Origin of the sequence: Streptosporangium sp. NPDC001681 (assembly GCF_040298085.1) — a bacterium.
Taxonomy (GTDB): domain Bacteria; phylum Actinomycetota; class Actinomycetes; order Streptosporangiales; family Streptosporangiaceae; genus Streptosporangium.
In genome coordinates this window covers 1-26,047 of sequence record NZ_JBEOZN010000074.1, presented here as the reverse complement: position 1 = coordinate 26,047, position 26,047 = coordinate 1, and the positions used below count along the sequence as shown (strand labels likewise).

General features: G+C 67.2%; 29 protein-coding genes. 9 read left to right on the top strand and 20 right to left on the bottom strand.

What is annotated here, in order from left to right:
• Window positions 1–121: 121 nt before the first annotated feature.
• The 9 genes from ABT130_RS29130 to ABT130_RS29090 are packed head-to-tail and all read right to left on the bottom strand — an operon-like array spanning window position 122 to window position 9,012.
• Window positions 122–700, bottom strand: coding sequence for a TetR/AcrR family transcriptional regulator (locus ABT130_RS29130; protein WP_350960542.1), 579 nt, complete (start codon window positions 698–700; stop codon window positions 122–124).
• 23 nt (window positions 701–723) lie between these two features.
• A complete protein-coding gene (locus tag ABT130_RS29125; RefSeq protein WP_350960540.1) occupies window positions 724–1,566 on the bottom strand; it encodes an amidohydrolase family protein in 843 nt (280 codons plus the stop codon).
• Window positions 1,563–2,309, bottom strand: coding sequence for an HpcH/HpaI aldolase family protein (locus ABT130_RS29120; protein WP_350960538.1), 747 nt, complete (start codon window positions 2,307–2,309; stop codon window positions 1,563–1,565). The genes ABT130_RS29125 and ABT130_RS29120 overlap by 4 nt, the downstream gene beginning before the upstream one ends.
• Window positions 2,306–3,019: an ABC transporter ATP-binding protein gene (locus ABT130_RS29115; protein ID WP_350960535.1), complete on the bottom strand. Its 714-nt coding sequence runs from the start codon at window positions 3,017–3,019 to the stop codon at window positions 2,306–2,308. The genes ABT130_RS29120 and ABT130_RS29115 overlap by 4 nt, the downstream gene beginning before the upstream one ends.
• Window positions 3,016–4,740: a branched-chain amino acid ABC transporter ATP-binding protein/permease gene (locus tag ABT130_RS29110; RefSeq protein ID WP_350960533.1), complete on the bottom strand. Its 1,725-nt coding sequence runs from the start codon at window positions 4,738–4,740 to the stop codon at window positions 3,016–3,018. Before ABT130_RS29110 ends, ABT130_RS29115 begins: the two co-directional genes overlap by 4 nt.
• Window positions 4,737–5,609 (bottom strand): branched-chain amino acid ABC transporter permease, encoded by an 873-nt coding sequence (locus ABT130_RS29105; RefSeq protein ID WP_350928399.1) that lies wholly within the window; start codon window positions 5,607–5,609, stop codon window positions 4,737–4,739. Before ABT130_RS29105 ends, ABT130_RS29110 begins: the two co-directional genes overlap by 4 nt.
• On the bottom strand, window positions 5,609–6,808 hold the full coding sequence (locus ABT130_RS29100) for an amino acid ABC transporter substrate-binding protein (protein WP_350960530.1): 1,200 nt from the start codon (window positions 6,806–6,808) through the stop codon (window positions 5,609–5,611). Before ABT130_RS29100 ends, ABT130_RS29105 begins: the two co-directional genes overlap by 1 nt.
• 9 nt (window positions 6,809–6,817) lie before the next feature.
• Window positions 6,818–7,936 (bottom strand): DUF5624 domain-containing protein, encoded by a 1,119-nt coding sequence (locus ABT130_RS29095; RefSeq protein WP_350960528.1) that lies wholly within the window; start codon window positions 7,934–7,936, stop codon window positions 6,818–6,820.
• Complete coding sequence (locus tag ABT130_RS29090; RefSeq protein ID WP_350960526.1) at window positions 7,933–9,012, bottom strand: hypothetical protein; 1,080 nt, start codon at window positions 9,010–9,012, stop codon at window positions 7,933–7,935. The genes ABT130_RS29095 and ABT130_RS29090 overlap by 4 nt, the downstream gene beginning before the upstream one ends.
• Window positions 9,013–9,243: 231 nt before the next feature.
• On the opposite strand from ABT130_RS29090, the gene ABT130_RS29085 reads away from it, so the two are divergent.
• Complete coding sequence (locus ABT130_RS29085; RefSeq protein ID WP_350960524.1) at window positions 9,244–10,140, top strand: alpha/beta hydrolase fold domain-containing protein; 897 nt, start codon at window positions 9,244–9,246, stop codon at window positions 10,138–10,140.
• A gap of 260 nt (window positions 10,141–10,400) precedes the next feature.
• Here ABT130_RS29085 and ABT130_RS29080 read toward each other — a convergent pair whose 3' ends face one another.
• A complete protein-coding gene (locus ABT130_RS29080) occupies window positions 10,401–10,991 on the bottom strand; it encodes a TetR/AcrR family transcriptional regulator (protein ID WP_350960521.1) in 591 nt (196 codons plus the stop codon).
• A gap of 142 nt (window positions 10,992–11,133) precedes the next feature.
• Between ABT130_RS29080 and ABT130_RS29075 the strand changes: the two genes are divergently transcribed.
• On the top strand, window positions 11,134–12,045 hold the full coding sequence (locus ABT130_RS29075) for an alpha/beta hydrolase family protein (protein WP_350960518.1): 912 nt from the start codon (window positions 11,134–11,136) through the stop codon (window positions 12,043–12,045).
• A 119-nt stretch (window positions 12,046–12,164) separates the two neighbouring features.
• Here the strand turns inward: ABT130_RS29075 and ABT130_RS29070 are convergent, their stop codons facing one another.
• Window positions 12,165–12,299 (bottom strand): hypothetical protein, encoded by a 135-nt coding sequence (locus ABT130_RS29070; RefSeq protein WP_350960516.1) that lies wholly within the window; start codon window positions 12,297–12,299, stop codon window positions 12,165–12,167.
• A gap of 403 nt (window positions 12,300–12,702) precedes the next feature.
• Entirely contained in the window at window positions 12,703–13,701 is a 999-nt protein-coding gene (locus ABT130_RS29065; protein ID WP_350960513.1) for an SDR family NAD(P)-dependent oxidoreductase, read from the bottom strand.
• A gap of 80 nt (window positions 13,702–13,781) precedes the next feature.
• Here ABT130_RS29065 and ABT130_RS29060 point away from each other — a divergent pair, with 80 nt between their 5' ends.
• Both ABT130_RS29060 and ABT130_RS29055 read left to right on the top strand, forming a co-directional pair.
• Entirely contained in the window at window positions 13,782–14,384 is a 603-nt protein-coding gene (locus tag ABT130_RS29060) for a TetR/AcrR family transcriptional regulator (RefSeq protein ID WP_350960510.1), read from the top strand.
• 112 nt (window positions 14,385–14,496) lie between these two features.
• On the top strand, window positions 14,497–14,853 hold the full coding sequence (locus ABT130_RS29055; protein ID WP_350960507.1) for a helix-turn-helix domain-containing protein: 357 nt from the start codon (window positions 14,497–14,499) through the stop codon (window positions 14,851–14,853).
• A gap of 15 nt (window positions 14,854–14,868) precedes the next feature.
• Here the strand turns inward: ABT130_RS29055 and ABT130_RS29050 are convergent, their stop codons facing one another.
• Together ABT130_RS29050 and ABT130_RS29045 are read right to left on the bottom strand one after the other, a co-directional pair.
• Window positions 14,869–15,471: a ClpP family protease gene (locus ABT130_RS29050; protein ID WP_350928375.1), complete on the bottom strand. Its 603-nt coding sequence runs from the start codon at window positions 15,469–15,471 to the stop codon at window positions 14,869–14,871.
• The gene (locus ABT130_RS29045) at window positions 15,468–16,094 is read right to left on the bottom strand and encodes a ClpP family protease (protein WP_350928373.1); all 627 of its coding nucleotides are present in this window, start codon (window positions 16,092–16,094) and stop codon (window positions 15,468–15,470) included. The genes ABT130_RS29050 and ABT130_RS29045 overlap by 4 nt, the downstream gene beginning before the upstream one ends.
• Window positions 16,095–16,562: 468 nt before the next feature.
• On the opposite strand from ABT130_RS29045, the gene ABT130_RS29040 reads away from it, so the two are divergent.
• Window positions 16,563–16,751, top strand: a complete 189-nt coding sequence (locus ABT130_RS29040) for a hypothetical protein (RefSeq protein ID WP_350928371.1) — start codon at window positions 16,563–16,565, stop codon at window positions 16,749–16,751.
• Window positions 16,752–16,960: 209 nt separating this feature from the next.
• Here the strand turns inward: ABT130_RS29040 and ABT130_RS29035 are convergent, their stop codons facing one another.
• Window positions 16,961–17,500 carry a TetR/AcrR family transcriptional regulator gene (locus ABT130_RS29035; protein WP_350960504.1) on the bottom strand — a complete coding sequence of 180 codons (540 nt, stop codon included), beginning with the start codon at window positions 17,498–17,500 and terminating at the stop codon, window positions 16,961–16,963.
• A 58-nt stretch (window positions 17,501–17,558) separates the two neighbouring features.
• On the opposite strand from ABT130_RS29035, the gene ABT130_RS29030 reads away from it, so the two are divergent.
• Entirely contained in the window at window positions 17,559–18,731 is a 1,173-nt protein-coding gene (locus ABT130_RS29030; RefSeq protein WP_350960502.1) for an FAD-dependent monooxygenase, read from the top strand.
• Window positions 18,732–19,040: 309 nt separating this feature from the next.
• Window positions 19,041–19,694, top strand: coding sequence for a Pr6Pr family membrane protein (locus ABT130_RS29025; protein WP_350960499.1), 654 nt, complete (start codon window positions 19,041–19,043; stop codon window positions 19,692–19,694).
• A 314-nt stretch (window positions 19,695–20,008) separates the two neighbouring features.
• Here the strand turns inward: ABT130_RS29025 and ABT130_RS29020 are convergent, their stop codons facing one another.
• A complete protein-coding gene (locus tag ABT130_RS29020) occupies window positions 20,009–20,473 on the bottom strand; it encodes a GNAT family N-acetyltransferase (RefSeq protein ID WP_350928363.1) in 465 nt (154 codons plus the stop codon).
• Between the two features lie 53 nt (window positions 20,474–20,526).
• On the opposite strand from ABT130_RS29020, the gene ABT130_RS29015 reads away from it, so the two are divergent.
• Window positions 20,527–21,027: a CGNR zinc finger domain-containing protein gene (locus ABT130_RS29015; RefSeq protein ID WP_350960497.1), complete on the top strand. Its 501-nt coding sequence runs from the start codon at window positions 20,527–20,529 to the stop codon at window positions 21,025–21,027.
• Here the strand turns inward: ABT130_RS29015 and ABT130_RS29010 are convergent.
• Together ABT130_RS29010 and ABT130_RS29005 are read right to left on the bottom strand one after the other, a co-directional pair.
• Complete coding sequence (locus ABT130_RS29010; RefSeq protein WP_350960494.1) at window positions 21,006–21,218, bottom strand: hypothetical protein; 213 nt, start codon at window positions 21,216–21,218, stop codon at window positions 21,006–21,008. The genes ABT130_RS29015 and ABT130_RS29010 overlap by 22 nt on opposite strands.
• Before the next feature lie 87 nt (window positions 21,219–21,305).
• Entirely contained in the window at window positions 21,306–22,151 is an 846-nt protein-coding gene (locus tag ABT130_RS29005) for a dienelactone hydrolase family protein (protein WP_350960492.1), read from the bottom strand.
• A 96-nt stretch (window positions 22,152–22,247) separates the two neighbouring features.
• On the opposite strand from ABT130_RS29005, the gene ABT130_RS29000 reads away from it, so the two are divergent.
• Complete coding sequence (locus ABT130_RS29000; protein ID WP_350960489.1) at window positions 22,248–23,216, top strand: GlxA family transcriptional regulator; 969 nt, start codon at window positions 22,248–22,250, stop codon at window positions 23,214–23,216.
• Between the two features lie 266 nt (window positions 23,217–23,482).
• Here the strand turns inward: ABT130_RS29000 and ABT130_RS28995 are convergent, their stop codons facing one another.
• Both ABT130_RS28995 and ABT130_RS28990 read right to left on the bottom strand, forming a co-directional pair.
• Window positions 23,483–25,288 carry a hypothetical protein gene (locus ABT130_RS28995; protein WP_350960487.1) on the bottom strand — a complete coding sequence of 602 codons (1,806 nt, stop codon included), beginning with the start codon at window positions 25,286–25,288 and terminating at the stop codon, window positions 23,483–23,485.
• 130 nt (window positions 25,289–25,418) lie between these two features.
• On the bottom strand, window positions 25,419–26,047 hold a 629-nt coding region (locus ABT130_RS28990), incomplete at its 5' end, for a hypothetical protein (RefSeq protein WP_350960485.1).

The following is a 26,047-nucleotide window of genomic DNA, read 5'->3' as shown; positions in this document are numbered from 1 at the left end:
GTCCAGGCTGTACACCACCCGCGTCACCACCGCGATCGTCCCCGCCATGACGACGACGCCACCGCCCTTTCCACCTGTGGGAAGCGGGCGGTGGCGGCGGCCCGTTCAGGTCACTCACCGGTCACCCCAGCAACCCCTTGGCGATCAGCTGGGTCAGGGTTTCGATGTCCTCGTCGTCGTCGCCTCCCGGGCTCTCCGCGAGGCGGTGGTAGCAGAAGGACTCCAGCATGCAGGATATTGCGAGCGCGGCCAGCCGGGCGCTCTCCTCGCTCCTGGCCGCCGGGGTGTCGGTCTCGCGGATGTGCCGCGTCCAGTTCTCCACGTGGCGCTGGCGTAGTTCGTCGTGGATGTGGCGGAAGGTTCCGCTGGACATGGACGCCTGGAAGATACCGACGATCTCCGGCAGGTGTTCGCGGTAGGTGGCCCAGTACGCGCCGACGTGGCGGCGGATGTCGTCGGTCGTGGAGAGCGAGTGCTCGTGACCGAGGTGATCGACGACATGGGAGCGCAGCGCCGTTTGGAAGTCCCCGGCCAGCGAGGCGAGCAGGGTGTCCTTGTCCTCGAAATAGCGGTAGAACGAGCCCACCGCCTTCCCCGCCTCCGCGGTGATATCGGTGATCTTGATTTCGGCGTAGCTCTTGCGGGTCAACAGCCGCCGCGCGGCGTCCTTGAGCTCTGCCTCGGTACGCTTGGACTTCACCAGATACCTCCCCATCACCGAGATTACTGCCCGTAGAACAGCCTTCCGGGCGCCTCGACGAGGATCCGGTGGCGATCTTCCGGAGTGGGCGCCCAGTCGGCCAGCAGATTCAGCAACTCGCCGGTGTCGCGTTGGCCGTCGGGCAGGTGCGGCCAGTCCGAGCCCCACAGCAGCCGGTCGGGGTGGGCCTCGACCAGCGCGCGGGCCAGCGGCTCGACGGCCGACAGCGGCCCGTCTTTGGCCAGCCGGTACGGTCCCGACAGCTTGAGATGGCAGTACCCGCCCGCGAGCAGCGGCAGCAGCCCGTCGAGGTCCATCCCGTACCCCATGTGGTCGATGACGAAGGGGTGCTCGAACTCGGCGAGAAAGGGCAGAAGATTCCGCACGACCGCGCCCGGCGTGTAGAACTGCAGGTGCCAGCCGCGCGGCCGGGCGCGCTTGGCCATCGCGCGGATGTAGGCGATGAGCTCGTCGGTGCGCCACGACGCGCGGGCGAACAGGTCGAGCCTGATCGCCCGTACCCCCGCCTCGTGGAAACGGTCGAGCTCCGCGTCGCTCACGGAGTCCTCGATCCGGACCACGCCGCGGCAGCGCGGGCCCACCTTGCGCAGCACGTCGAGCAGCAGGCCGTTGTCGGTGCCGTAGAAGGTCGGCTGCACCAGCACCATCCGCTCGATACCGAGCCAGTCGGTCAGGCGAAGGTACTGGTCGAGTGTGCCGTCGGGAAAGGTGTAGAGCGGGTCGGGAACATGTGCGTAGCCGGGCTCGAACACGTGGAAATGGGCGTCGCAGCTCAGCGGCGGCATCGTGAAACCCGGCCGGGTGTTGCTCGTCGTGGCCCGCATGGGCGTGGTCTGAAGGGTCATGACACATCCTTCGCGGCAGAGCTGATGGCCTGGAAGAGCAGGGCGGAGTCCATCCCGGTGATTCGGAGTGGGCAGACACCGGCGAGCCCGGCCGCGGGCATGCCGCCGACCGCCAGTAACCTCCCGTGCGTACGGCAGGCCGCGGCGGCGGTGGCGATCGCGTCGAGCACTCGCGGATCGTCGTAGGCGCCGGGCATGCCGAGCTCCGCGGTGAGATCGTTGACACCGATCGCGAGCATGTCCACGCCGTCCACCTGCGCGATGTGGTCGGCGTTGGCGATCCCCGCCGGGGTCTCGATGAGGATCTGCACCACGGCCGCGGCGTCGAGCGCCGGGTTCAGCTCCCTGGCGGGCACCGGACGCATACCGTACTGAGGCACCTGGGCGGTCTGCGAGCGTTGCCCGCGCGGCGGGAACCGGCAGGCGCGGGCGATCCGCCGTGCCTCGTCCGCCGTCTCGACCCGCGGGGCGACGATGCCGTGGGCGCCACCGTCCAGGAGCCGGCCGATCATGCCGTATTCGCGCTCCGGCACTCGCACCAGCGGCGTCATTCCCAGACTGTCGGCGGCCGAGCAGAGCTGCGCGGCCACATCGGTGGACATGGTGGAGTGCTCCAGGTCGACCAGGACGGCGTGGTGGCCGGTCGCGTGTGCCATCCGCACGACCTCGGAGGTACGGCTGCCGCGGATGCCGAGCATGAGCGTCGGCAGCCCTTGCCGCAGCCGGTCCAGGAAGGCGCTCACGGGGCGCCGCCCAGGAAGAGCGCGCCCATCTCCGGGTCGTCGAGAATCGTCCGGGCGGAGTCCGCCATGAGCACGCGGCCGCTCTCCATGACGACGCCGTGGCCGGCGATCCCGAGCCCGAAGCGCACGTTCTGTTCCACGATGAGCACGGTGATGCCGCCGTCGCGCATGGCGTTCACGGCATCTCCCACCAGACCGAGCGAGCGCGGGTCGAGCCCCAGAGACGGCTCGTCGAGCAGCACCATCGCCGGTTCCAGCATGAGCGCCCTGGCGAACTCGACGGTTCGCCGCTGCCCGCCGGACAGGTTCCCCGCCGGCTCGCCGCTCCGCTCAGCGATGATCGGGAAGCGCTCGGCGAGCCGGGCGAAGCGCCCCTGCAGATACGCCTTCTCGCGGCGGCGCAGGTAGCCGCCGAGAAGTACGTTCTCCGCGACGGTCATCGCGGGGAACAGGCCGTTCTTCTGCGGCACCTGCACGATCCCCGCCTTGATCAGCTCGGCGGGGTGCCGTCCGGCGATGTCGCGGCCGTCGAAGCGGATCGCGCCGAGACGCGGTGCGAGCTGGCCGCTGATGGTCCGCAGCACGGTGGACTTGCCCGCGCCGTTGGGGCCGACGATGCAGGTCACCGAGCCGGGGAGGACCTCCAGGTCCAGCCCCTGCAGCACGTCGCCGCCGCCGTACCCGGCGAAGACACCGGTCATCGAGATCATTGGCTCGCTCCCGTCAGGTAGGCGTCCAGCACCAGCGGGTCGCTCCGCACCTCCTGCGGCGTGCCGGAGGCGATGCGGCGGCCGCCTGCCAGGACGTGGACCGTGTCGCAGAGCCCGAGCACGAAGGGCATGTTGTGCTCGACGATCAGGAAGGTGGTCCCGGTCCGGTTGAGTTCGCGGATCAGGGCGCCCATCTGCTCGATCTGCGTCGGGTTGATGCCGCCCGCCGGTTCGTCGAGCAGCACCAGGCGGGGCTGGAGCAGGAGAATCTGGATCAGTTCGATGAGCTTCTGCTGGCCGTAGGAGAGCTCGCCGGCGGGCAGGTCGCGATAGTCACCGAGCCCGACGAGATCGAGGAGCTCAGCGCCCCTGGCGGCCTGGACACCGGTGATCGCCGGAGCCGCCCAGGACCCGTTGGATCCGGCGACGACGTTCCGCAGCACCGACAACCGGGGGAACAGTCGGGTGATCTGGTGGGTACGGCCCAGCCCCGCCTGGCTGCGTGCCCACCGGCTCGCGGTGTCGATCCGCCGGCCGTCGAGCAGGATCGTGCCGCTGTCCGGCTTCATCGCGCCGTCGACAAGGTTGAACAGCGTGGTCTTGCCGGATCCGTTCGGCCCGATCAACCCGGTGATCGAGCCGGGCTCGACGGTGAGGTCCAGGCCGTCGAGGACGGTGAGCCCGCCGAAGCGTTTGCGAATGCCGTGCACCTCCAATCGCCCCCCGTCGCCGACCGCGAGCCAGGACGGGACGGCGGCGAGGGCCAGGCGTTTGCCCACGGCGGCCGGTCGCTTTCTGGCCAGCGCCTGCCGTACCCCGGGAATGATGCCCTTGGGCAGGAAGAGCAGGACGGCCAGGAGCAGCCCACCGAAGACGACCAGCCGCCAGGCGCCCGCGGTCGGACCGGTGAACAGCTGGTTGGTCAGCTGGGAGAACGGCTCCAGCAGGAAGGCGCCCAGCACGGGGCCCCACAGCGTGCCCGAGCCACCGAGCAGGGCGGCGAGCACGATCATGATGCTGGTGACGATGCTGAACATGGCTCTGGAGTCGAGGAAACCCAGGTAGTAGCCGTAGAAGCCGCCCGCCACGCCGATGGGCACGCTGCTGGCCACGAAGGCGGCGAGCTTGGCCGCCGAGGTGTTGACGCCGATGCCCGCGGCCTTCTCCTCGTCCTCGCGGATGGCCGTCAGCCCGAGGCCGAAGCGTGTGGAGGCGATCGCTTTCGACATCACCAGCGTCAGGATCAGTAGGCCGAGCAGGGCGTAGTAGAAGGGCCAGAGGGCGTAGTCCCTACTCCAGGTCGGCGTGGGAAGGATCATGCCGTCGTTGCCGTTCGTGACCCACGTCCAGTTCAGCGCCACGATGCCGAGCAGGTAGAGCATCGCGAACGTGATCATGATGAACGCGTTGCCTCGTGCCCGGAAGGTCACCAGGCCGAGGACGGCGGCGAGCGCCCCCGCCGTGAGGCCGCCCAGGGGGGCGGCCAGAAGCGGGGAGATCGACCACGCGTTGGCCGCGATGGCGGTCGTGTAGGCGCCGACGCCGAGGAAGGCGCTCTGCCCGAGGGAGATGTAGCCGGTGTAGCCGCCCATGATGTTCCAGGAACTGGCCATGATCGCCAGGAGGAAGATCAGGATGAGCATGTTCAGGTAGTAGGCGTCGCCCCACAGCACGGGCAGCGCGAGGAGGGCGCCGCCGGCCGCGATGATCAGGATTCTCATGCGCTGACCACATCCTGTCGAACTCGAACGCCGAAGATCCCCTGCGGGCGCAGCAGGAGGGTCAGCACGATGACGGCGAAGGGCATGGCAGTGGCCCACGAGGGCGACCCGTAGGTGGCCGTCAGTGTCTCGGCCACGCCGAGCACCAGGGCGCCGATCAGCGCGCCGCCGAGGCTGCCCATGCCGCCGAGCACCACGATGGCGAGCCCCAGGCCGATCCACTGCTCCCCAGAGTCCGGGGTGAAGGGAGACAGGACCGCGAGGATCGAGCCCGCCGCGCCGGTCAGCGCGACGCCGAGGGCGAAGGCGGCGACGTTGACCCGCTCCACCCGGATGCCGACGAGTTCGGCGCCTTGCGGGTTGGCCGTGGCCGCGCGTACGGCTCTGCCCAGCCACGTGTGGTTGAGCACCACGTACAGCGCGGCCAGCAGGGCCAGCGCGCACGCGGAGCCGTACACCTGGGCCGTGGGGAAGACCAGGTCGCCGAGCCGGATGGACGTGCGGGCGTAGGAGGTGGCCACGGTGTGCGGTTCGTGGCCCCAGATGAGGATGGTGATTCCCTCCAGGATCATGGCGAGCGCGAGCGTGGAGAGGATGATCGTGCCCTCACCGCCGCGCTCGGCCCGCTGGATGACGAGCTTGTGGATGAGCCAGCCCAGGCCGAACAGCACAGTGCCGGTGACGGGGATCGTCGCGAAGGGGTCGAGGCCCGTCGCCGTGCAGATGCTGTAGGTGAGGAATGCCCCGGCGATGAGGATCGCGCCGTGGGTCAGGTTGACGATGTGCATGACGCCGAAGATCAGCGTCAGGCCGCTGCTGGCCAGGGCGTATACGCCGCCGACGAGTAGGCCGAAGAGCAACGCCTGCATCAGGTCGCCCAGCTCGGCTTGGCGGCGATCACGGAGGTGACGGTCGCGGCCGAGGCCGGGGCGACGACCTCCAGCTTGCCGCGCTGCCACTGCATCAGCAGCAGGCTGCCGTCGGGAACGCCGCGCTCGTCCCACTTCAGCGGGCCGACGATGGTGTCGACCGTGTTGGCGTGCAGCCAGGCGGCGATCGCATCCTGGTCGAGCTTGCCGACGGCTTGGACGCCGGCTTGAAGCACTTGCGCCGCGGTGTAGGAGTTGGCGGCGTCCTCGCTCGGTTCCTGCTTGAACTGCTTGCGGTAATCCGCGACGAACTCGGCGTTGCCCGGATACTTCGAGGCCGGATGCCAACTGCCGGCGGTGAAGACGGCCTCGGTGTTCATGGCGCCGATGGCCTGCGGGTAGGTGTTGACGCTGGAGGGCGCCCTGGTCTGGTAGAGGATCGACGGGGTGAAGCCGATCCGCTGCAGGGCCTGGACCACGGCCACGCCGTCGACCTCCAGCGCGCCGTGCACCAGCAGGGCGGGGTTGGCCTGCCGGATCGCGTTGACGATCGCGTCGAAGTTCTTGGTGTCCGGCGGGTACTTCTGCCCGTAGACGGTCTTGATGCCGAGCCCTTCGAAGGCCTTCTGGAGGTTCTGGACGGGCACGTCGGTGCTGGGGTCGTCCTGGTACAGGTAGGCCGCGGTGGCGGGCCGCTCCTTCAGTCCCTCCACGTAGGCGGCGAACGGCCGATGCGCGGTGTCGGTCGTGCCCGGCTGGCTGAAGAACAGCCTGGTGTGGCCGCGCGAGAAGATATCCGCCGCACCACCCGACGGCTCGATGTAGAGCATGCGGTTGCGGTCGGCGACGGTCGAGGCCGGCAGGTTCAGGAACGAGGAGAACGTGCCGATCAGCAGGTCCACCCGATCCTGGGTGATCAGCCGGTTGTAGTTGGAGACCACGGTGTTCTGGTCGAAGCCGTCGTCCAGGATGACGAACTCCACCTTGCGGCCCAGAAGCCCGCCACGCGCGTTGATCTGGCTCTGCCAGACCTGGTAGCCCTTGTAGCCGGGGTCGGCGACGTCCGCGGCCGGGCCGGTGAGCGGCAACGATGCGCCGATCTTGAGTGAGTTCGAGGAGGAGGAGCCTGACGCACCGCATGCGGTGGTCAGCGACAGCAGTGATGCGCCGATGAGGAACGAGCGCCGGTCAATGGTCATGGTTCGCTCTCAGAGGTCGGTCAGCCCAGGCACCACTACCTGGGTGGGATCGTCGCCCGCCGCCGCCAGGGAGGCGGCGGCGAAGTCGGTGACGCAGCTGGACAGCAGCTGCCTCGGGTCCTCCAGCACGATGCGGAGCCTGGTCACAAGCGCACGCATGTCGTCGGCCGAGTGGATGGCGGGCATCTCGCTCACCTCGGCGACGCCGGGGTCGGTGACGTCGGGGAGCGTGAGGCGGCCAGGGGTGTAGCGCGGATAGCCGTCGAACATCACGTCGCCGAGTTCGACGGTGGCCCTGGTGCCGCACCAGAGGGTGCGCAGGTCCTCCTCCAGCGCGATCACCTGGGTGAGGTCGCCGTCGGCAGGTGAGGGGAAGGTGGGCGCGTGCGGGGCCACGTACACGCGATCCAGCGGAAGGCGGCCGCGCGAGGCGGCGAGGATCATCGTGGCCACGCTGCTGGTGTTCCAGGTGACGCCCGCGGTCGGACGACCCTGCCTGCCCGCGATCACCACCATGGCCCGCTCCCAGGCCAGGTCCTGCTCGGTGAACCAGCGCGTGACGCGGAAGCTGATGTCGAGGCTGACCAGGAAGAACGTGGCCACCATCATTGAGTTGATGCCGTTGTCGAGGTAGTCGCGGCGGAGCGTCTCGGGAGTGAGGTACTCCTCGTCGTCCAGCGCGGCCGTGAGGTAGCGGGCGGTCACCGCGCACGCGTGGTCGATCATGTCGGCGATCTCACGTTCCCTGCCCCGGTAGGCCTCGACCGCGATCCGGTCCCGCCACAGTTCGGTGCTGTTGGCGGCGCGGGTGGCCTTGACCTCGGTCAGCAGGCGCTCGGCGGCCTTCCGCCAGGACTCCTCGCCCAGGTCGCGGAGCCTGACCAGCGAAGCCACGGCGGGACCCAGGTGGGAGATCGCCGTCAGCTCCTTGAAGCCCCTGGTCGAGAGCCGGAACCCTTCGACCGTGGGTGGCCTGCCGTCTCCCGGGTAGAGCGCGAGGTCGGTGGCCGTCGCGGCGATCAGCGGGTTGTTGCGCGCGCGATCAGTGACCGCGCGGCCCAGCCTCCTGCCGATGCTGTCCGGATCGGCTGTGTAGGTGGCGAACAGCCGGATGAACTCCTCGGTCACTGATGCTCCTGCTCGGTGAAGCGGTAGATGACGCTCTCGGTGGCGAACCGCACGTCGGCGCTGAGCCCGTTGGAGACCGCCACGAGTGGCCCCCGGTCGTCGGTGAAGACGGCGACGTCCGTGCCGCCGCTGGTGGGGAACTCCTCGACGACGCGCAGCCCACCGTCCTGCCAGTGATAGAGCTGGGAACTCAGCGCGGTCGTCGGCGCGGCGGGGGTGCCGTGAATGAAGTTGACCCGCAGCACGTACAGGCCGCCCCTGCCATGCAGGACCGCGAACTCGCGGGTGCCGAGCCCGTCCAGCACGGCGTGCTCCACGAACGACTCACCATCCCAGCGCAGTAGCCGCGACGGGCTGAGGATGCAGCCGACGAGTAGATACTCCTCGCCGTCGGCGCTGAAGGAGGCGAAAGCCCGGCCGTGCTGCTCGGCCAGCTTCTGGTGTACGGCGAAGCGCGCTCCGTCCCAGCGGTACAGGACGGACGGAGCGAGGTGGTCGGCGTGGGCGAGGAAGTCGTGCCCCGCCACCCGGAAGGCGTGCCAGTTGTAGCCCTGCTCGGAGGCGATCTCCTGGAACGGTTCGAAGGCCCGGCCATCCCATCGGTAGATCTGCGACGGCCGGCTCCCAGGCAGCGGAAGCCCCTGTGCCAGGGCCAGGAAGTGCTGATCGGCCAGCGTGAAGTGCCGCCACTGCTTGGCCGCGAAGCCTGGCACGCTCTGGAAAGGGACGAAGCACGCGCCGTCCCATTCGTACAGCTGGGAGTCCACGCCGAACTCATAGGGGCCTTGGCCGCGGCGGATGCTCGCGGTCGCCAGGAACGCCCGCCGGCCGATCCGGAAGAACTCCGCGTCCTCACCCCCCGGCACCCGAAGGCTCTGGAAGGGCTCGAAACCTTCGGCTGTACGGCGGAGCACCCGCAACTCGGTGTCGCTGTCGCCACCGTTCATGCCGGGCGGTTGCCCGGGCACATCGACGGCCAGCTGCGGGATGGCCAGCAGTGAGAGGCCGTCAACCTGGAAGAGCTCCACCGCCCTGGCACCTGAGGTGCGGATGCGACACGACTCCACGAGATACATGTGATCCTCCTCACAGCGAATGTGAATTCGGATTCATCATGCAGGCATCGGCTGGGGTTGACAACCCATACTCAAGGGGTGAATTTGAATTCATCTTCATCTTGAGAGGGGATCAGTGTGCACCTAGGCCTGAAAGCGCGTCTGGGACGCGTAGTCGCCCTGTCTGCGGCAGCATCGGCCTGCCTCGGCGTTCTCGTCGCTCCGGCGGAGGCAAGCGGAGCCGACGAGCGCGTGCGCTCCGTGAGGTCCGACGGCTACACCACCTACTCCGATGTGGCCTACGCACCCGGAGGCGACCAGCAGGTCCTGGACCTGTACGTACCGAAGGGCGCCCGGTGGGCGCCTGTGATCGTCTACATCCACGGCGGTGGCTGGTCCGCCGGAGACAAGAGCGAGCTGCAGCGGATCCCTGAGTGGACATCACTGCTCTCGCAGGGATTTGCTGTTGCCTCCGTCAACTACACCCTGAGCACGAGCGCCAAGTTCCCGCAGCAGATCCACGAGGTGAAGGCCGCGATCCGGTATCTGCGCGCCAACAGCTTCCGCTACGGCCTCAACGGCCGGATCGGCCTGTGGGGCGGATCTGCGGGTGGGCAGCTTGCCGCCCTGGCGGGCACGAGTTGCGGGGTTCCCGCACTGGAAGGCGATGTGGGTGGACGCGGCCCCTCCAGCTGTGTTCAGGCGGTAGCGGACCTTTCGGGGCCCGCCGATTTGTCAGCGTCGGCCGACAACCCGCTCCTGGCGGGAGCGGTGGCCACCTACCTTGGCTGTCCGGACGGCGTACAGTCGTGCTCCCCCGCTCTGCTGAGGCAGGCCAACCCCATCACCCATCTGGCTTCCGGACGGCGGCCCCCGCCGTTCCTCATCGGGCACGGTGACGCCGACACCATGATCCCCATCGGGCAGAGCCGGCTACTGTTCTCCGCGCTCAAGGAGGCCTGCGGAAGCGTCCGCTTCTTCACCTTGCACGGGCAGGACCACTTCTTCCCCTTCACCGGCGGCCTGTCGGAGCCCTTCCCGGCCAGGACCGTGCAGACTTCGAAACACTGTGCTGAACCCGTGACCAGCACTGAGCCTCCACTGAGCTTCAGCACGCTGGCGTCGTTCTTCCGCGCTCATCTCGGCTGACGAGCTCATGCAGTGTCGACGCCGCTGAAAACCGACCCTGTGTCGTCGCCTGGGTTCTGGTGCTTGCCGCAACACGCCTGATCATTAGGGGCGTGTTGCCGGCGAGGCGAGGACCCAGGCGCAGGTTGGATGTCGAGTCGGAGTACTGGCGGCTGGTGCTGTCAAGCGCCAGAACATGGTCGGGCCGGTACTCGACCTGCCGCTCCCGGCTCGATCGCTGTCTGGTGGGCGCGTCGAGCCGGGAGCCGAATCCACCACTGTCAGCACGGCTGGCGTAGCCCTGCGACGAGGAGCGCGGCCAGCCGGCGCGCGTCATAGCGAGGGTCGCTGTCGGCGCCGATACAGAGGTTTCCGACGCCGCGCATGAGCTGGTAGGCCTCGAGGTCAGGGGGGACCTCGCCGGAGGTGGCTGCGGCGTCGAGGAGCTGGGTGCACACCGGCAGGAGCCGGTCGAGGAAGTAGGCGTGCAGCGTCTCGAACCCGGCGCCGTCGTTCTGCATCGCGGCGGCGAGGCCGTGTTTGGTGACCAGGAAGTCGACGAACAGGTCGATCCACCGGGCGAGGGCGGCGTGGGGGGTCGGCCCGGAGGCCAGCAGGGCAGGGCCGGCTTTGGCGCAGGCGTCGACCTGGTGGCGGTAGACGGCGATGATCAGTTCGGCTCGGGTGGGGAAGTGCCGGTAGATCGTGCCGATCCCGACACCGGCCTTGGCGGCGATGTCGCGCACCGGGGCGTCCACGCCGGAGGTGACGAAGACCGTGGCGGCCGCGTCCAGCAGGGTTTGCTGGTTGCGCCGGGCGTCCTTCCGCTTGGACGCGGCCGAGCTTGCCGCGGGCCGATCGCTGCCGTTCATCGTGATTGTCCTTCCCCAACGATTGCAAAGCGGAACCTCGTTCCGTATTGTCAGTGGAACACGGTTCCGTTTCTCCATGGTGTCAGACACCGGACGGAACCGCCGAACCGCGAGCTCGACAAACCGACCGGAAGGCATTTCCATGTCCCACTTGAACGCCGCCTCCGTGATATCCGTGAAGCCGGTGATCCTGCCCGTCCCTGGCCGCGGTGACGACCTCCAGGTGCGTGTCTCGGCCCCCGTGACCGGCAGCAATCTGCCGGTCATCGTCTTCTCGCACGGCTTCGGCTGGTCGATGAACGGCTACGCGCCGCTGGCCGACTTCTGGTCCGCTCACGGCTTCGTGGTCGTGCAGCCCACCCACCTCGACTCCAGGACGCTCGGCCTCCCCGCCGACGACCCCCGCACGCCGCGGATCTGGCGGTTGCGGATCGAGGACCTCACGCGTGTCCTGGACGGGCTCGACGCCCTGGAAGCGTCCGTGCCGGGTCTGGCCGGGCGCCTCGACCGCGGCCGCGTCGCCGTGGCCGGTCATTCCTGGGGAGCTCAGACGGCGAGCGCACTGCTGGGGGCGCGTGTCCTGGACGCGGACGGCGTACCGGGCGAGGATATGTCCGACCCTCGCGTCAAGGCGGGGATCCTGCTCGCCCTTACCGGCCTGGGTGACGACCTGACCCCGTTCGCCGCCGAGCACTTCCCGTTCATGAGGCCTTCCTTCGACGACATGAAGGGACCGGCTCTGATCGTCGCCGGGGACAACGACCAATCCCACCTGTCCACCCGCGGACCGGACTGGTTCACCGACCCCTACACCTACAGCCCGGGCGGCAAAAGCCTGCTCACGCTGTTCGGGGCAGAGCACTCGCTCGGCGGCGTTTCTGGGTACGAGGTCGCCGAAACGACGGACGAGAATCCCGCGCGCGTCGCTCTGATCCAGCAGCTCACCTCGGCCTTCCTGCGCAGCGCCCTCTACCCCGAGGACACCGGCTGGAAGGCGGCGGCCACCGCACTGGAGGAAGACCCCAACCCGCTGGGGAAGCTGCAGAGCAAGTAAGCGAGCCTCACCAGAACCCGCCGCATGGGGCAGGCGGTGCTGGTGTGCGGCATGGCGAAGGCATTCGGGCGCCCCTTCGCCATGCCGCGAGGTGCCGCCTGTCGGCGTGAACCGGAACATCACGTGCGCCGGTCGTGGAGTACGAAGCCCATGGTCTTCCCTTCCACGACGCTGCCCACGCCGTGGGCAGCCTCGCCGAAGCGTGCACGGTGATCCGGCGGCTGTGGACCGAGACCAAACGGTTCGACTTCCATGGCACCCACGGTCAGGGTCGTCCAGGGCGTGCGCGAAGAACAGGGTACGGCTGCGCAACCCGCGAGCCAGGAGACGCTTGAGCGGAGAGGCGGCGGGCTCCGGCCCGCTGGACAGGGACTTCGCCTTCAGGGACGCGAGTTCGCCCGGGTGCTCGTCCAGCAGCGCGCATATGCGGCGGGCAAATGGTCGGGCCGTCGGGTATGTACTCGACCATCTGGACCGGTCGGCCGCTGCGGTGCTCCTCGGTGAGTTCGGTGAGCACGTCCCAGGCGAGGGTGAGTCTGCTCGATGCGCCGCCGTCTCGACGGGCTTGACACCGAGGTCTCGTGGCTGTCCGGGGTCGAGCGCCATCCGCCCCGGACCGCGAGCCTGAGCACGCGGTCCGGACTGTGTGCCATCGCGTCATGCGGAAGCCGCGCCGGACCGGCCTCCCTGGTCCAGCAGGGCGTTGATCATCTCCTGGAGCCGGGCGCGTCCGACAGCGCCGAGTGCGCCGGTCAGAGCCTGGGCGAGCTTGTCGAACGGGTCGTTCATCGGCAGCTCCTTCACCTTCTCGGCCAGTTCCTCCACGCTCCACAGCCCGTCCTTGTGGATGTGGTCGCCGAGGAACCAGCCGTGGTTGACCGCGACCGTTCCGCCCCGCACCGACAGCACCTGGCCGGTGAGCGGGCAGGCCGCGCCGGCCAGGTAGGCGGCGACAGGTGCGCAGGCGGCCGGGTGCAGCGGGTCGAATCGACCCGCCGGTGATTCCTGGCTCATGCCGGGAACGGCGAGCGTGAGTCGGGTACGGGCCATCGAGGGCGAGATGCAGTTGACCCGCACGCCGTAGCGGCCGAGTTCGAGGGCGGCCACGATGGTCAGCGCCGCGACCCCGGCGTTGCCCGCCGCGTAGGAGACCTGCGCGGGCAGCGGGTTGAGCAGCCCGGAGCCGGAGGAGGTGTTGACCACGGCGCGGTCGGCGTGGACTCCTGCCTGATATCGGTCGCGCCAGTGGCGGGCCGCCCAGCGCGTCACCGCGAAGGTGCCCTTGAGCTTGACGGCTACGACGTCGTCGAAGTCCTCCTCCGACAGGTCGGTCAGGCCCATGTTCCGTTCGATGGTCGCGTTGTTGACCACTACGTGCAGGTCGCCGAAGGACTGCAGGGCCGTCTCCACCATGCGGCGGGCGCCGTCCCAGTCGGCGACGCTGTCGGTGTTGGGCACGGCCTGCCCACCGCGGGCAGTGATCTCCTCGACGACCTTCGCGGCCACGCCGGCGTCGCCGCCCGTGCCGTCGATGGCGACACCGGGGTCGTTGACGACGACCTTGGCGCCTTCGGCGGCGAAGAACAACGCCTCCTCCCGCCCGATGCCGCGCCCTGCTCCGGTGATGAGGACGACACGTCCGTCCAGGCTCCCCATGCTGACCACCCTTCAATTACTGCAGTCTCTGTATAGTTTCACAGTATGCATCAATTCAGAGGATGAAATAAACTGCCCGCATGGTGGAGCAACACGGATTGCGGGAGCGCAAGAAGCAGCGCACCCGGCAGGCACTGATCGAGGCGGCGGTGCGCCTGTTCGAGGACAAGGGCTACGACCACGTGACCGTGGCCGCGATCGCCGACGCCGCGGAGGTGTCCCCTCGCACCTTCTTCCTTCACTTCCAGGCCAAGGAGGACGTGCTCCTGGCCAATGCCGATGTGCGCGTCGACCTGGCGCTGCAGGCGATCGCCGAGCGCCGCGTCGAGGAACGGCTGCCCGAAGTGTTGGTGCGGGCGATGGACCAGATGATCGCCAACACCTGGGACAGCGACCTCCCCAACGGGCTCGCGGCACTTCGGGCACGGCTGGTGGCCTCGGTGCCGGCGCTGCAGGCTCAGCTGCTGCAGCGATACCTCACCGCACAGGCCGAACTGGCTCAGGCTCTGCAGCGGGCATTCCCCGACAGACTCGACACGATCACCGCCTCCGCCCTGGTCGGCGCGATGGTGGGTGCGATCAGCGCATCCGCACTGACCGCACTGCAGCGCGGCGACGGACCCAACGAAGTACGGAACGCCATGCGACAGGCCATGGCCCTGGTGGCGCAATCTGTCACCTGACCTCGTCCATCTCAGCCAGATTGGCTCGGTCAGGGACTGTGAGGAGGCGGGGACGGTTCTGCTCTGCGCGAAGTCGGCAGAACTCGAACGCACCGTCTACCTATGGTGAGATATGGCTTCCTCTGTCCCACCACTACGTCCGGCGATCGATCGGACCGATCCCAAGCCGTCTCCGGCTCGCGAGCCGCTGTGGCGGCACGCGCTCGGTGAGTGTCTCAGAGGTCTTCGTCACGAGCGGGGCGAGAAGTTGAGTGAGACGGCGCGTCGCGCCGGCGTCTCGCCGCAGTATCTCTCCGAGATGGAACGAGGCGTCAAAGAGCCATCGAGCGAAATGATCGCTGCGGTCGCCGGCGCGCTGGATGTCACCCTGGTCGATCTGACCCTTGCCGTTGCCGAGAGCCTGCGGTCTGCTCAGAACAGCACGTCGAGAGGTGCTACCTGCTCGGCGGCATATGCTCTGGCCGCGTAGCGTGGCCTGCCGGGATCATCCACGAGCCGATGAGTGCTCCTCGATGATCTGATCGAGGAGCCCGTACTCCAAGGCCGCGGTCGCGGTGAACACTCGATCGTGATCGGTGTCGGCGCGTAGGGTCTCGACAGTCTGGCCCGTGTGCCGTGACAGTATGCGCTCGATGTCCGCTCGGACACGTACGACCTCGTCGGCTTGCAAGATGAGATCGGGGATCGTTCCGCGCCCCTGAGCAGCCGGTTGGTGCAGGATCACTCGTGCGTGCGGGAGAGCGGCACGTTTTCCTTCGGCGCCCGCGGCGAGAAGGACGGCACCCACCGCGATGGCCTGTCCAACGCAGGTTGTCTCAACCCGCGGGCGGATATAGCGCATGGTGTCATATATCGCGAGCATCGCGCTCGGGTCCCCGCCTTCACAGTTGATATAGAACTGTATGTTGGCATCGGGGTTTTCCGACTCCAGAAAAATAAGCTGTGCGACGAGCGCGTTCGCGACGCCCGCATCAATCGCGGTCCCCAGATAGACGATTCGCTCGGTGAGAAGGTGCGAGTAGACATCCATGATCCGCTCGCCACGAGGATTCTGGGCGATGACGTTAGGGATCGTGTACGTGGTCACTGGCCGACTCCTTCGGTGACGCCGAATCCGGGCCGTGGGCGATTGCGTGGCGCTATTTCGTCGAAGCTCTGAACGATTGCGTCTATGAAGCCGTAGTCCAGTGCCTCTTGCGCTGTGTACCAGCGATCGTGCAGGGAATCCTCGAATATGCGTGCTACGGGCTGACCCGTGTCCCCGGCGATAAGACCGAGCACCGTGTCGCGAGTATGCCGGAGGTCGTCGGCCTGCAGTTCGATGTCGACCGCGGTGCCACCGATTCCGGCCGAGCCTTGGTGCATCAGGACACGTGCGTGCGGCAGGGCGCGGCGCTTCCCTCGGGTACCCGACGACAGCAAGAACTGCCCGGCGCTGTAGGCGATACCCAGCGCGAGGGTCGATACGTCACAGGGAATGAGCCGAATGATGTCACGGATCGCAAGCATCGATGGAACCGAGCCGCCCGGGGAGTGAATCCACAACGCGATATCGGTCGACTCGTCCTGCGTGGCGAGTGCTATCAATTGCGTGGCGAGCAACGTCCCGTTGTCGTCATTGAGAGGACCGTCGAGAACGAGAACACGCCCTTCGTAAAGCTGACGTCTTACCCGTGCGTCGAACAGTGGAAGTTTCGATTCTTCGCCCATGCGTCCATCATGTGGGGCGATCCGCATCGGCGTCGACGCGATCTGCCTGCGGCAGATCTGCTCTGAGCAGAGCAAACTCGGTTTCCGGCCCGGTTCGTAGCATTACGGTCGGGAATCGACTCTCGCCCGCAGGATGACGGCCTGAGTTTCCCCCACGCGAACGAGGTCCCTGTCCCCATGGTCATATCGGTGGTACTGCTGGACCTGCGCCTCTTTCAAGATCACATATGCAGGGCGGGGCTCAAGGTCAAGGCGCGACTTGATCTTTGTGCGCGCAGCCCGGGGCGGAGCGGGCGGCGCTGGAGGAGGTGTCGGTGACGGAGACCGTCTACCGCAAACAGCTCCGCCCGGTGCTTCCTGAAGGAGCTGAGGCTATGGATCAGTTCTTTCCAGACCTGTGGACGGTACGGGATCATCGGTGCCCATTAACGTCGAGGTTTTCGAAGGGACACCGTGAACGGTCCCCGCATGTTCTATCTGATTCCGCTGCTCCTCGGCTGGCTGGTCCTGCTTTGCGGCAGCTTCATGGTGGTGTTTATGCCGAGGAGCGCGATGTCGCTCGTCATCATGGTTGCAGCTTTCGGCCTGGCGTTCCTTCTGACGGCGGTGATGATGGCGATCACCGAACTGATCTCAGCGATCAGGCACAGCAGGTAGTCACTCAGCAACGCAAAAGGCCGCTTCCGATCTCTCGGAAACGGCCTCTGACCTGGTGGGGTGTTCACGAACAGGTCTGACCTTGTGGGCAGGTTCGCCATCGAGAACAGCGGCACGCCACCGCCGAACCCGACGACGGCGCTGAGCAGCGCGGTGCCGAGGCGGCCAGGACGACTGAGAGTGCGGTCACGACGCCACCGAATCCTAGATCATGACGACGTGCCCAAGGTCGATCCCACCAGGGTGCGCAGGCCTTCCAGGAGCTCTGCCGGGGTCGGGGTGGCGTCGGGGTCCACGAGCCACTGCGCCGCCAGGCCACCCAGCAGGGTCTGGACCACGGCTCCCAACCGCTCGGAGTCCGAGCCGAACAGCTCCGCCAGCCCGAGCCTGGCCTGCCGTCCCGCCTCCACGAACGACTCGCGCAGCTCAGGGGTGCGCTCCATGTGCGCGATCAACTCGAACTGGATCGCCCACAGCGGTCTGGCCCTGACGAAGGAGTCGATGACCTTGCCCCAGGTCGTCTCGAAGTCCCCCGGCTCGGCCAGCACCCGGCTCAGGTCGTCGCCCCACTCTCGCATCGCCTCCACCAGCACCTCGTTGAGCAGGGCCTCCTTGGTGCCGTAGTGATAGCCGATCGCGGCCAGGCTCACCCCGGCCGCCGTGGCGATGTCGCGTGCGGTGGTGCGGGAGTAGCCCTTGTCGTAGAGGCAGCGCTTGGCGCCGTCCAGAAGATCTTCACGGTTGCCCATGAACCAAGCTTACACATACGTCTTGCACAATTGTCTAACACGTACGTACTATTCAGGCATGTCGAACATCCTGATCTCCGGCGCGAGCATCGCGGGCACGACCCTGGCCTACTGGCTGCGCGAGCACGGCTTCACCCCGACCGTCGTCGAACGCGCCACCGAGGTGCGCGAGGGCGGCTACAAGATCGACATCCGAGGCGCGGCCCTCGACGTCGTCGAGCGGATGGGGCTGCTGGAGAAGGTCCGCGGACTGCGCACCGACGTGCGCACCGGCTCAATAGTGGACGACGAAGGCCGCCAAGTGGCCGGCATGAACGGCGACAGTTTCGGCGGGCGCGTCCACGAGGACGCCGAGGTGCACCGCGGCGACCTCGCCCGGCTCCTCCACGAGGCGACCAACGGCGTCGAGTATCTCTTCGGCGATTCGATCGCCTCGATCGACGGCACCCAGGTGACCTTCGACAGCGGCCTGGTACGCCACTTCGACCTGGTCATAGGCGCCGACGGGCTGCACTCCAACACCCGTGCGCTGACCTTCGGCCCCGAGGAACGTTTCGTCCACGACATGGGCTACAACGTCTCGATCTTCAGCGTGCCCAACCACCTCGGGCTCGACCGCGAGGAGCTGACCTACGTCGGACCCGGCCGTACGGCCCTGCTCTACAGCACCCGGCAGGACACCGGCGCCAAGGCCATGTTCCTGTGGGCTGCCGACAGCAAGGTACGCGAGCGCGCCGAACAGCAGCAGGCACTGGCCCAGTCCTACAGCGGATCCGGCTGGGAGGTGCCGCGCCTGCTGGAAGACATGGCCGACGCGCCCGACTTCTACTTCGACTCCCTCAGCCAGGTGCGCATGGACAGCTGGCACACCGGCCGAGTCGCGCTGGTCGGCGACGCGGCCTACTGCGCTTCCCCCGCCTCCGGGCAGGGCACCAGCCTGGCGCTGGTCGGCGCGTACGTGCTGGCGGGCGAGCTCAAGCGGGCCGCAGGCGACCACACCGCCGCCTTCCCCGCCTACGAGGCGCGGATGCGGCCCTTCGTCGAGGCCAACCAGGCCCTGGGCACCAACAACATCAAGCGCATGGTCCTGTCGAGCCGGTTCCAGGTCCGCATGTCGATGGTGACGCTGCGCCTGGTCAACCTGCTGCCGGGCAAGGACCGGATCATGGCCAAGGTCGTCGAGCAGATCCACCGCGCTGCCACCGCGATCACACTGCCCGCCTCCTGGTAGACGTGTCACCGTCGAACTGGACTCGGGCATCATCGAGCGGGCTTTCACCATCTGAACCCACCGACTCAACGTGCTCATACCGCCCCGCCACCAACCGCACAACACCACGACGACCGCTGGGTTTCGCACGCCCACCGGACGGTCGTGAAGGTCGGCGAGCTCGACATCGCCGGTGACCGTGGCGACGGCCTTGGGAAAACGTGGTGCCGTAGGCGGCCATCGCGGCCAAAGGCCGGCCTTTGCTTTCGGCGTTCCAGCGATCGGCGAACTGTTGGTCGGTGTGATGCGTCCCGTGCGACCCTGATCCCTATGATCTGGGTGACGGTGTACCGCTTGATGCTGATCCTGGCTGCGGTGGTCGGCCTGATCTATACCTGGCTGGCCCTGGGCAGCCCGCTGAACCCGCTCGTGCTCTTCACTGTGCAGAGCAATCTGCTGCTCACGGGGTTTTACTCCTGGCAGGTGGTCAGCAGATGGCGCCCTCCTGCCGAGCTTAAGGGGGCGGTGACGCTCTACATCGTGATCACTGGGCTGGTCTGGCACTTTCTGCGCATGCGCGGAGCCAGCCCCTTCGAGCACCTCTCCCTTCACGGTCACGGTCTGGGCAACTTCCTTCTCCACTACGTGACGCCCGTCATGGCCGTGATCGACTGGCTGTTCTTCGACCGGATCGCTTCTCGGCCGAAATGGGCGGCTGCTCTCACGTGGCTGGTCTATCCGATGGCCTATCTGACCTTTTCCCTGGTCAGAGGTGCCCTGCTGCCTCCAGATGCGTGGAAGCGGTATCCCTATCCGTTTCTGGATGTGGGCAGGTTCGGGTACGGCGGGGTGGCGCTTATGGCGCTGGCGCTGGCCGTCTGCTTCGTACTGCTCGGCTATGGGTTGATCGCCCTGCACCGCCTGGTCAACCATGCCGGTCGTACGGCCGCGGTCCCCATACCTTCACCCCCCGGAAACCCCTGAAACGACAAGATCCCACCCGATCTCGATGATCGGAAGGGATCCCGTCAACTTCAGTCCAGCCGTCTCAAGAACGGCCCATGCGAAGCAAGACGGGCGGGCGCGATACCACGGGCTATACCCGCTCCCACCTGCGCATACGGTCCACGGCGATCCACCTTCGTCCGGCCTTGTCCAGGGTCGTTGTCACCCAGTTGGTCACCCAGAGATTCACCCGTCCGAGCCGGTCAGAGCGCGCTTTCATCGCACGAAAAACGCGGCCGCGGCCTGAGTGAAAGTCGCGCCCCCCAGAATGACCCAGCGGTATTGCGATGTCTTCACGGCTTCCAGCACAACAGGGGATCGGGGTGGTCGGAGAAGCCGAGCTGCCGGTAGAGCGGTTCCGCCTCGTGGGAGGCGGTGAGGTCGACCCGTACGGCGTTGCGGTCGCGGAACCAATCGAGCAGACCGAGCATGATCGCCCGGCTGTGCCCACGCCGCCGGTACGACGGGTCGGTGACCATGCCGATGACGTGGCCGACCCTCCCGTTGCGGGAGTGGGGGCCGGGGAACCACTGTTCGATCGTGCCGATGCCGCAGGCGGCCAGGCCGGTGTCGCCGTCCACGACCAGGATCTGGCAGTCGGGTTCGGTCAGCTTCTGCTTGAAAACCCGTGCGAGCGCGTCGCGCCAGTCGTCACCGGCGTTCGCGGGGTTGAAGAAGTCGCCGCCGAGGTCGTCGAAGAGCAGTGCCCGGAGGCGGACGAGTTCCGGAATGTCGTGCTCTGTTGCTGTTCGCGTCATGACGTACAGGCTGATGTAATGAGCTTGTACGCCTCAACCCTTACGGTGCGGACGTGGTGAACTTCGCCGCGGAACTGGCGAACCGCCCACCGGCGAGCGCCGATGAACTCGCCGACCGCTGCCGCACGGCCGGTCTGGTACTGGAACGCCCCGTCGAACCGTCGGATCTCGACCAGACCCTCGCCGTCATCGACGCCTGGACGAACGTCGTCGACGCCACGGGCGAGCGCGCGAAGGCCGAGCTGGTCAACGAGATGCCGGCCCGGTCGGCCGCCTACCCCCGGCTGACCGACCACGCTCATGGTTGGCACCTGCACTATCGCGACGACCTGCAGCCGCTCGGCGCGGTGCTGTTCGCGCTGATCTCCGTGGGCACGGCGATGCACCTCGTCAGCCGGGGCATGGACCGGCTCGGACGGTGTGCCGCCGCCGGTTGCGGGACGATCTTCGCGGACACCTCACGCACCGCACGGCAGCGTTACTGCTCCCAGCCGTGCGCCAACCGGGATGCGGTACGCCGCCATCGCGCCCGTCAGTCCACGCCCCCCACCTGACTGGCCGGCAGGCGACGGTAGCCGGCGTCGACGGCCAGCAGCTCGTCGTGGGTTCCGGTGACGATCGTGCGGCCGTCCTGGCGCATGGCCACGCGGTCGGCGGTGCCGGATGACAGACAGGCGGTGAGCGATCCCCCACAGCCCGACCTGAAGGCCGACCAGCTGCCGAAGACCTGCCACCAACACACCATCACCCTGCACCCCGGCGACCTCGGCCACCTGTGGCGGGCGCGGCGCCCGGATCTGATCGCCGATTGCGCCGGCGACCGTTGTGCCGCTCAGTCGGATGTCGTCTCGGTATGTTCGAACGGGCTCAAGCGGTCGGTCAGGAAGGCGATGATCTCGTCCCTGGCCTTCAGCGTGGGGTGTCCGTCCTCGTCGACGAGGTGGGCGGTGACAACGCTGTGGGGGGTCCCGACCACGTCGCCGAAGAACGGGGGTGGGCTGGTGTTCGCGGAACTGCCCGGAAGAACACGGCCGTCGAAGGCGTCGCCGAGAAGCGCCTGGTAGGCGGCGAAGCGCTGGCCGGTGCACCAGCGGTCGTCGTCGAAGCGGTAGGCAAGAACCTTCAGTCCGTCGCGCGCGATGCGGTCTCGGACCGCGCGTGCGTCCTCGTCGCTGATCTCGAGTCCGGCAGGGTCGTCCAGCGGCAGCGACGGGTGGTTGACCACTGGCGCGATGACAGCCGGCTCAAGCGCCATCGTGAGAGCGAAGTTGCCGGTGAAGCACAGTCCGATCGCGCCGACTCCCGGACCGCCGCATTCGGCATGGGCTTGGCGCGCGAGCCCACGTAGCCATGCCGTGACCGGGCTGGTGCCGCCCCCGGCGAACGCGCGGAACTCGGCACTGACACACGCGCGGCGGAAAACCTCCATACCGCCCTCGGCCGTGGGATAGGCACCATCGATCCCGAAAAGTGAGGGGACATAGACGGTGAAGCCCGAATCCCGCACCCACCGCGCCAGTCGAAGGACGTCAGGACTGATGCCGGGCATCTCCGGCATCAACACGACGGCCGGCCCGGAACCCGCGGCGTACACCGTCTTCACCACCCCCTCCACATCCACGAGTCGGCGGGAGAAATCCGTGATCATGTCGTCAAGTCCTCCGCTGGCAGCGCTCATGGTGACAGCGTGGACCGTTGCCCCAGCACAAGGTGAGAGGCCAGATCGCCATGTATACGGGTAATCTCGCCAGAGGCTGATGGTGAGGAGGCGAGCGTGAGCGCGCTGCGGGTTGGTGTCCTGGCCTATCCAGGCTGCTTCGCGTCCGAGGTGTTCGGCGTACCCGATCTCTTGACGATGGCCACGCACGTTGCCGGACCGGACAGCTCCGGATACGAGGTGTCGATCGTTTCGCCTCGCCGTCGTGTCGCCGCATCGGGCGGTGCGGCGTTGGACGTCTCACCGCTGCGCGAGGTAGACGTCCTTGTCGTGCCAGGGTTCGAGCTCGTGCCGGGCCTCGACGTGGACACGAAGCTCGCACCCCTCGCCCCTGAAGTCGCGGCGATCCGCTCACACGCTGCTGCGGGCACTGTCATCGTCTCGATCTGTGTCGGTGCGTTCCTGCTCGCCGAGGCTGGACTCCTCAACCGACGCCGTGCTACGACGGCCTGGCTCCTCGCGGACGAACTGGCTCGACGCTGTCCGGACGCTGACATCCGACCTGAGCGTCTGGTCGTCACCGACACGGGAGTGACGACAACGGCGGCCTTCAGCGCCATGTACGACTTCGCGCTGGATCTGATCCGCCAACACAGCGGTGCCGACGTGGCACGGACAACCGCACGGGTGGCGCTCGTCGACGACGCGCGATCGTCCCAGACTCCATACGTTGACGCGCGATTTCTTCCGCAGCCCGGAAACGAGTTCTCCCACAAGGTCATGCGACGGCTCGACCAAAACCTCGCCGCCCGATACGACCTCGCCGCGTTGTCGGACACGTTCAAGGTCAGCACTCGGACGCTGTTGCGGCGCTTCGCGGACGAGACCGGCCAGAGCCCGCTGGAGTACCTGCAGTCGTCGCGTGTCCGTCGCGCCCGCCACCTCCTTGAGACCACGAACCGAACCGTCGCCGGCATCTCCGCCGCGGTCGGATACAAGGACCCCAGCACGTTCGCCGCCCTCTTCGCCAAGCACACCGGACGACGCCCGAGGGACTACCGCTCGGCCTTCCGTCGTGTCGACTGATTACTCTGACGGCCAGAGCGCCGAGCTGCCCGGGACTGCCGGCTGGGGCAGGAACCCGTCCAGCGGCCTCAAGACGTGGAAAACGCGAAATCCCGTCCGATCAAGCGATCGGACGGGGCCGTGGAGTGGAACTCGATCATCGTTTGCTGAGCGGGCGCGAAGCACATGGCAGTGATCTCCGCGGGCGCGTGACCCGTGGAGATCACTGCCCAGCGGCTACGGTCCGGCCGGCCGGTGGTCCGATGCCGCTGAGACGGTGTGGATCGTCAGCCCACCGGGCCGTTGACCACAATGTTGTCGACCGTCATGGCGCCGCTGTTGTGGATGCCCCAGATGAGGTAATAGTCATCGAACGCACCGGTGGTGAACGTCACCGATCTGCTTTTCACCCCGGAGCCGGTGGAATCGGTCAACATCCCGCCCCACCAGTCGTTGCCATATCCTCCGCTGGTGGTCCGCGCCAGGAAGTAGTGCTCGACCTGGGAGTTCGCAGGCCCGAGAATCCGGTACCGGTAGGTCACCGTGTAGGTCGTCGAGCGCTTCAGCTTCATCTTGGCCCTGTTCGAGATCAGGAACTCCGTCCACTCCCCGTTGGGCAGGCTCTGACCGTAGGCCGAGTAGGTTCCCGACACCACATGGGACTTGTCCGAGGTGATCCACATGGAATGGTCGACGCCCCACGAAGAGTAGGCGGTCTTGTCGTACGAGCCCGCCTCGAAGTTCTCCCCGATACAGCGGCACGGCCCGGAGGAGCCGTCGTAGTTCATCTTCCACTCCACGTTGCCTCCGAGAGGACCGGCACGGCCGATGTTCGTCGGCTTGACGGTGATCTTCTGGTCATCGAAGGCGGCGGGAATCGTCGTCTCGAACCCATGGGAGTCGCCATACTCCGGATGGGCATCACGGATGTCGGTACGGAGCTGGAAGGCTGAGGCCGTCTTGACCAGCTTGCCGTCCGCGAAGATCGAGACCTCTACCGGCGAGCGGGTGTCGGGGTCGATCGCCCAACCCTTGACCAGGATGTTCTCGCCCTGCCAGCGCACTTCGTCCAGCGCCCCGAACGGGTCGTGCCGGGAGTTCTGGGTCATGCAGCCAAGCTGTTTCCCCACCCCTCCAGAGTCGGCGTTCACACAGAGCTCGCTGGGGGTGCCTTCGAGTCCGTCATGCTTGATCCACACTTCCCAGCCATGATTGGGGCCGAACGTGGGGAAAGCCTGGGCGATGTCGGGGCGCGGCAGGGCTGCGCTGTAGCCGCGGAAAAACTCTTGCTTGTCACGGAATCCGCTGAATGTCGCGTAGGAGGCGGTATAAGGATCGATCATCCAGCCGCCGATCACGGAGTACGCACCCGACTCGACGACCGCGAGAGGAATCCGGTACTCGATGGCGCCGAACGCCCGGGAGTCGAACTCAAGGCATCCGAGGTCGGTGAACTTGGTGGTGGTGTAGAACGCCGATACGCAAACCTGGTGCAGCCCTCTGGTCGGTGGGATCTCAACGTCGAAGTCGAACCCGTGCGCGTCGCCGTAAGGGGTGCCCGGCCTCGTGGTGTTGGCCCGGCTTGTGACCTGCGCCTGTCCTGATGTGCCGCCGATCACTTGGACGGTCCTGGATGGGGAGTAGGTGTCCGCGGCCCATCCCTTGACGCGGATCCGTCCGCCCGCCTCCAGGATCGCCTCCTCGAGTTTTCCCACCACCGTGTTGGTTCCCGGGTCAGTGGTGGGTGCGACCTTGGGCTGCTGCGGGAGGTTGAGGAAGCCGTCGGGAGTCCGGTCCAGCCGCCGCGTCTTCGGTGGTTCGACCTTCCGCGTGCCCGACAGGTCGGGGAGTTGGGCGCGGTCGAGCTCGCTCGGCGTGTAGGGCGTGAACTTCTCCTTTTTCTTCGCCTTCTCCTTTTTCTTTGTCCCCGGCTCCGGCTCCTTGGCCGTATCCGCGAGGTTCCCCGCAGATACGGTCAGCGCCGGCGCGTTGGCGAGTGTGCCTCCGGCGGCCTGCGCCGGTGGTGCCATCGGGAGGAGCAGGAGCGCACACAGCACGCTCGCCGCTCGCAGGGCATTGGTTCCTCTTCGCATGGTCATTCCTCTGACTCCCTGGACGGGATGAGATGGGGAACAGACGTCGGTGGGGCGAATGAAGGCCACGGACCGCGCATCCGGGTTGTCATGTGGACGGGTTCCATCCAGGGGCTCCGTCCGGTCTCTTTCATCGGGCGGAGGGACGGGTCATGGTGTCGTAGGTTTCGAGGAGTTTGTGGGCGGTGGTGACGGGGGCGAGGGTTTCGGTGTAGCTGTTTTGTTTGAGGCTCTTGGAGTGGTGGTCGTAGCGCAGGCGCAGGGTGTCGGCGGTGTGGTAGGCGAAGGCCACGATGGTGTTGGCCAGCGGATCCTGGCTCCACCGGGCAACGGGCAGCTGGTTCTTGTACCAGGTCAGACAGTTGGTCAGCCAGGCGTACTGCTGACCGGCGAAGGGATTGAAAGTGGCGGCGCAGGCCGCGTCAGAGGTGGCGGCACAAGAGTTGTAGGTGTTTTGCGCCGTGCGGAAGATGGTGGTGATGGTGGTGTCGCCGGGGGTGTCGGCGGGCAGGCGTTCGGCGCCGTGCAGCAGGACCTGCAGGAGTTCGTCGTCGTTGAGAGCGGTGGGAAAACCGGCCGCGGTGTAGGCCTGCAGCAGGCGCAGGGCGGTGGTGAGGTCGGCGTTGGCCTGGAAGAGAGGCTTGCCGGGGGTGGTCAGCTCGGCGACGACGGCGTCGTAGTAGCCCTTCTGGCGTTCGGTCAGGAACCGGGTGACCTGGGTGCGAACGGCCTGCTGAGGCTCGGGGTATTCGGTGAGAG

Bases quoted from the DNA above. Each gene is read 5' to 3' on its own strand.
- ABT130_RS29105 (WP_350928399.1), bottom strand. From the start codon at position 5,609: ATGCAGGCGTTGCTCTTCGGCCTACTCGTCGGCGGCGTATACGCCCTG.
- ABT130_RS29125 (WP_350960540.1), bottom strand. From the start codon at position 1,566: ATGACCCTTCAGACCACGCCCATGCGGGCCACGACGAGCAACACCCGG.
- ABT130_RS29025 (WP_350960499.1), top strand. From the start codon at position 19,041: ATGATCTGGGTGACGGTGTACCGCTTGATGCTGATCCTGGCTGCGGTG.
- ABT130_RS29020 (WP_350928363.1), bottom strand. From the start codon at position 20,473: ATGACGCGAACAGCAACAGAGCACGACATTCCGGAACTCGTCCGCCTC.
- ABT130_RS29070 (WP_350960516.1), bottom strand. From the start codon at position 12,299: ATGGAAGTCGAACCGTTTGGTCTCGGTCCACAGCCGCCGGATCACCGT.
- ABT130_RS29030 (WP_350960502.1), top strand. From the start codon at position 17,559: ATGTCGAACATCCTGATCTCCGGCGCGAGCATCGCGGGCACGACCCTG.
- ABT130_RS29045 (WP_350928373.1), bottom strand. From the start codon at position 16,094: ATGGGCGAAGAATCGAAACTTCCACTGTTCGACGCACGGGTAAGACGT.
- ABT130_RS29075 (WP_350960518.1), top strand. From the start codon at position 11,134: ATGTCCCACTTGAACGCCGCCTCCGTGATATCCGTGAAGCCGGTGATC.
- ABT130_RS29040 (WP_350928371.1), top strand. From the start codon at position 16,563: ATGTTCTATCTGATTCCGCTGCTCCTCGGCTGGCTGGTCCTGCTTTGC.
- ABT130_RS29110 (WP_350960533.1), bottom strand. From the start codon at position 4,740: ATGAGAATCCTGATCATCGCGGCCGGCGGCGCCCTCCTCGCGCTGCCC.
- ABT130_RS29035 (WP_350960504.1), bottom strand. From the start codon at position 17,500: ATGGGCAACCGTGAAGATCTTCTGGACGGCGCCAAGCGCTGCCTCTAC.
- ABT130_RS29065 (WP_350960513.1), bottom strand. From the start codon at position 13,701: ATGGGGAGCCTGGACGGACGTGTCGTCCTCATCACCGGAGCAGGGCGC.
- ABT130_RS29010 (WP_350960494.1), bottom strand. From the start codon at position 21,218: ATGGTGTGTTGGTGGCAGGTCTTCGGCAGCTGGTCGGCCTTCAGGTCG.
- ABT130_RS28995 (WP_350960487.1), bottom strand. From the start codon at position 25,288: ATGCGAAGAGGAACCAATGCCCTGCGAGCGGCGAGCGTGCTGTGTGCG.
- ABT130_RS29005 (WP_350960492.1), bottom strand. From the start codon at position 22,151: ATGAGCGCTGCCAGCGGAGGACTTGACGACATGATCACGGATTTCTCC.
- ABT130_RS29080 (WP_350960521.1), bottom strand. From the start codon at position 10,991: ATGAACGGCAGCGATCGGCCCGCGGCAAGCTCGGCCGCGTCCAAGCGG.
- ABT130_RS29060 (WP_350960510.1), top strand. From the start codon at position 13,782: ATGGTGGAGCAACACGGATTGCGGGAGCGCAAGAAGCAGCGCACCCGG.
- ABT130_RS29090 (WP_350960526.1), bottom strand. From the start codon at position 9,012: ATGTATCTCGTGGAGTCGTGTCGCATCCGCACCTCAGGTGCCAGGGCG.
- ABT130_RS29055 (WP_350960507.1), top strand. From the start codon at position 14,497: ATGGCTTCCTCTGTCCCACCACTACGTCCGGCGATCGATCGGACCGAT.
- ABT130_RS29100 (WP_350960530.1), bottom strand. From the start codon at position 6,808: ATGACCATTGACCGGCGCTCGTTCCTCATCGGCGCATCACTGCTGTCG.
- ABT130_RS29115 (WP_350960535.1), bottom strand. From the start codon at position 3,019: ATGATCTCGATGACCGGTGTCTTCGCCGGGTACGGCGGCGGCGACGTG.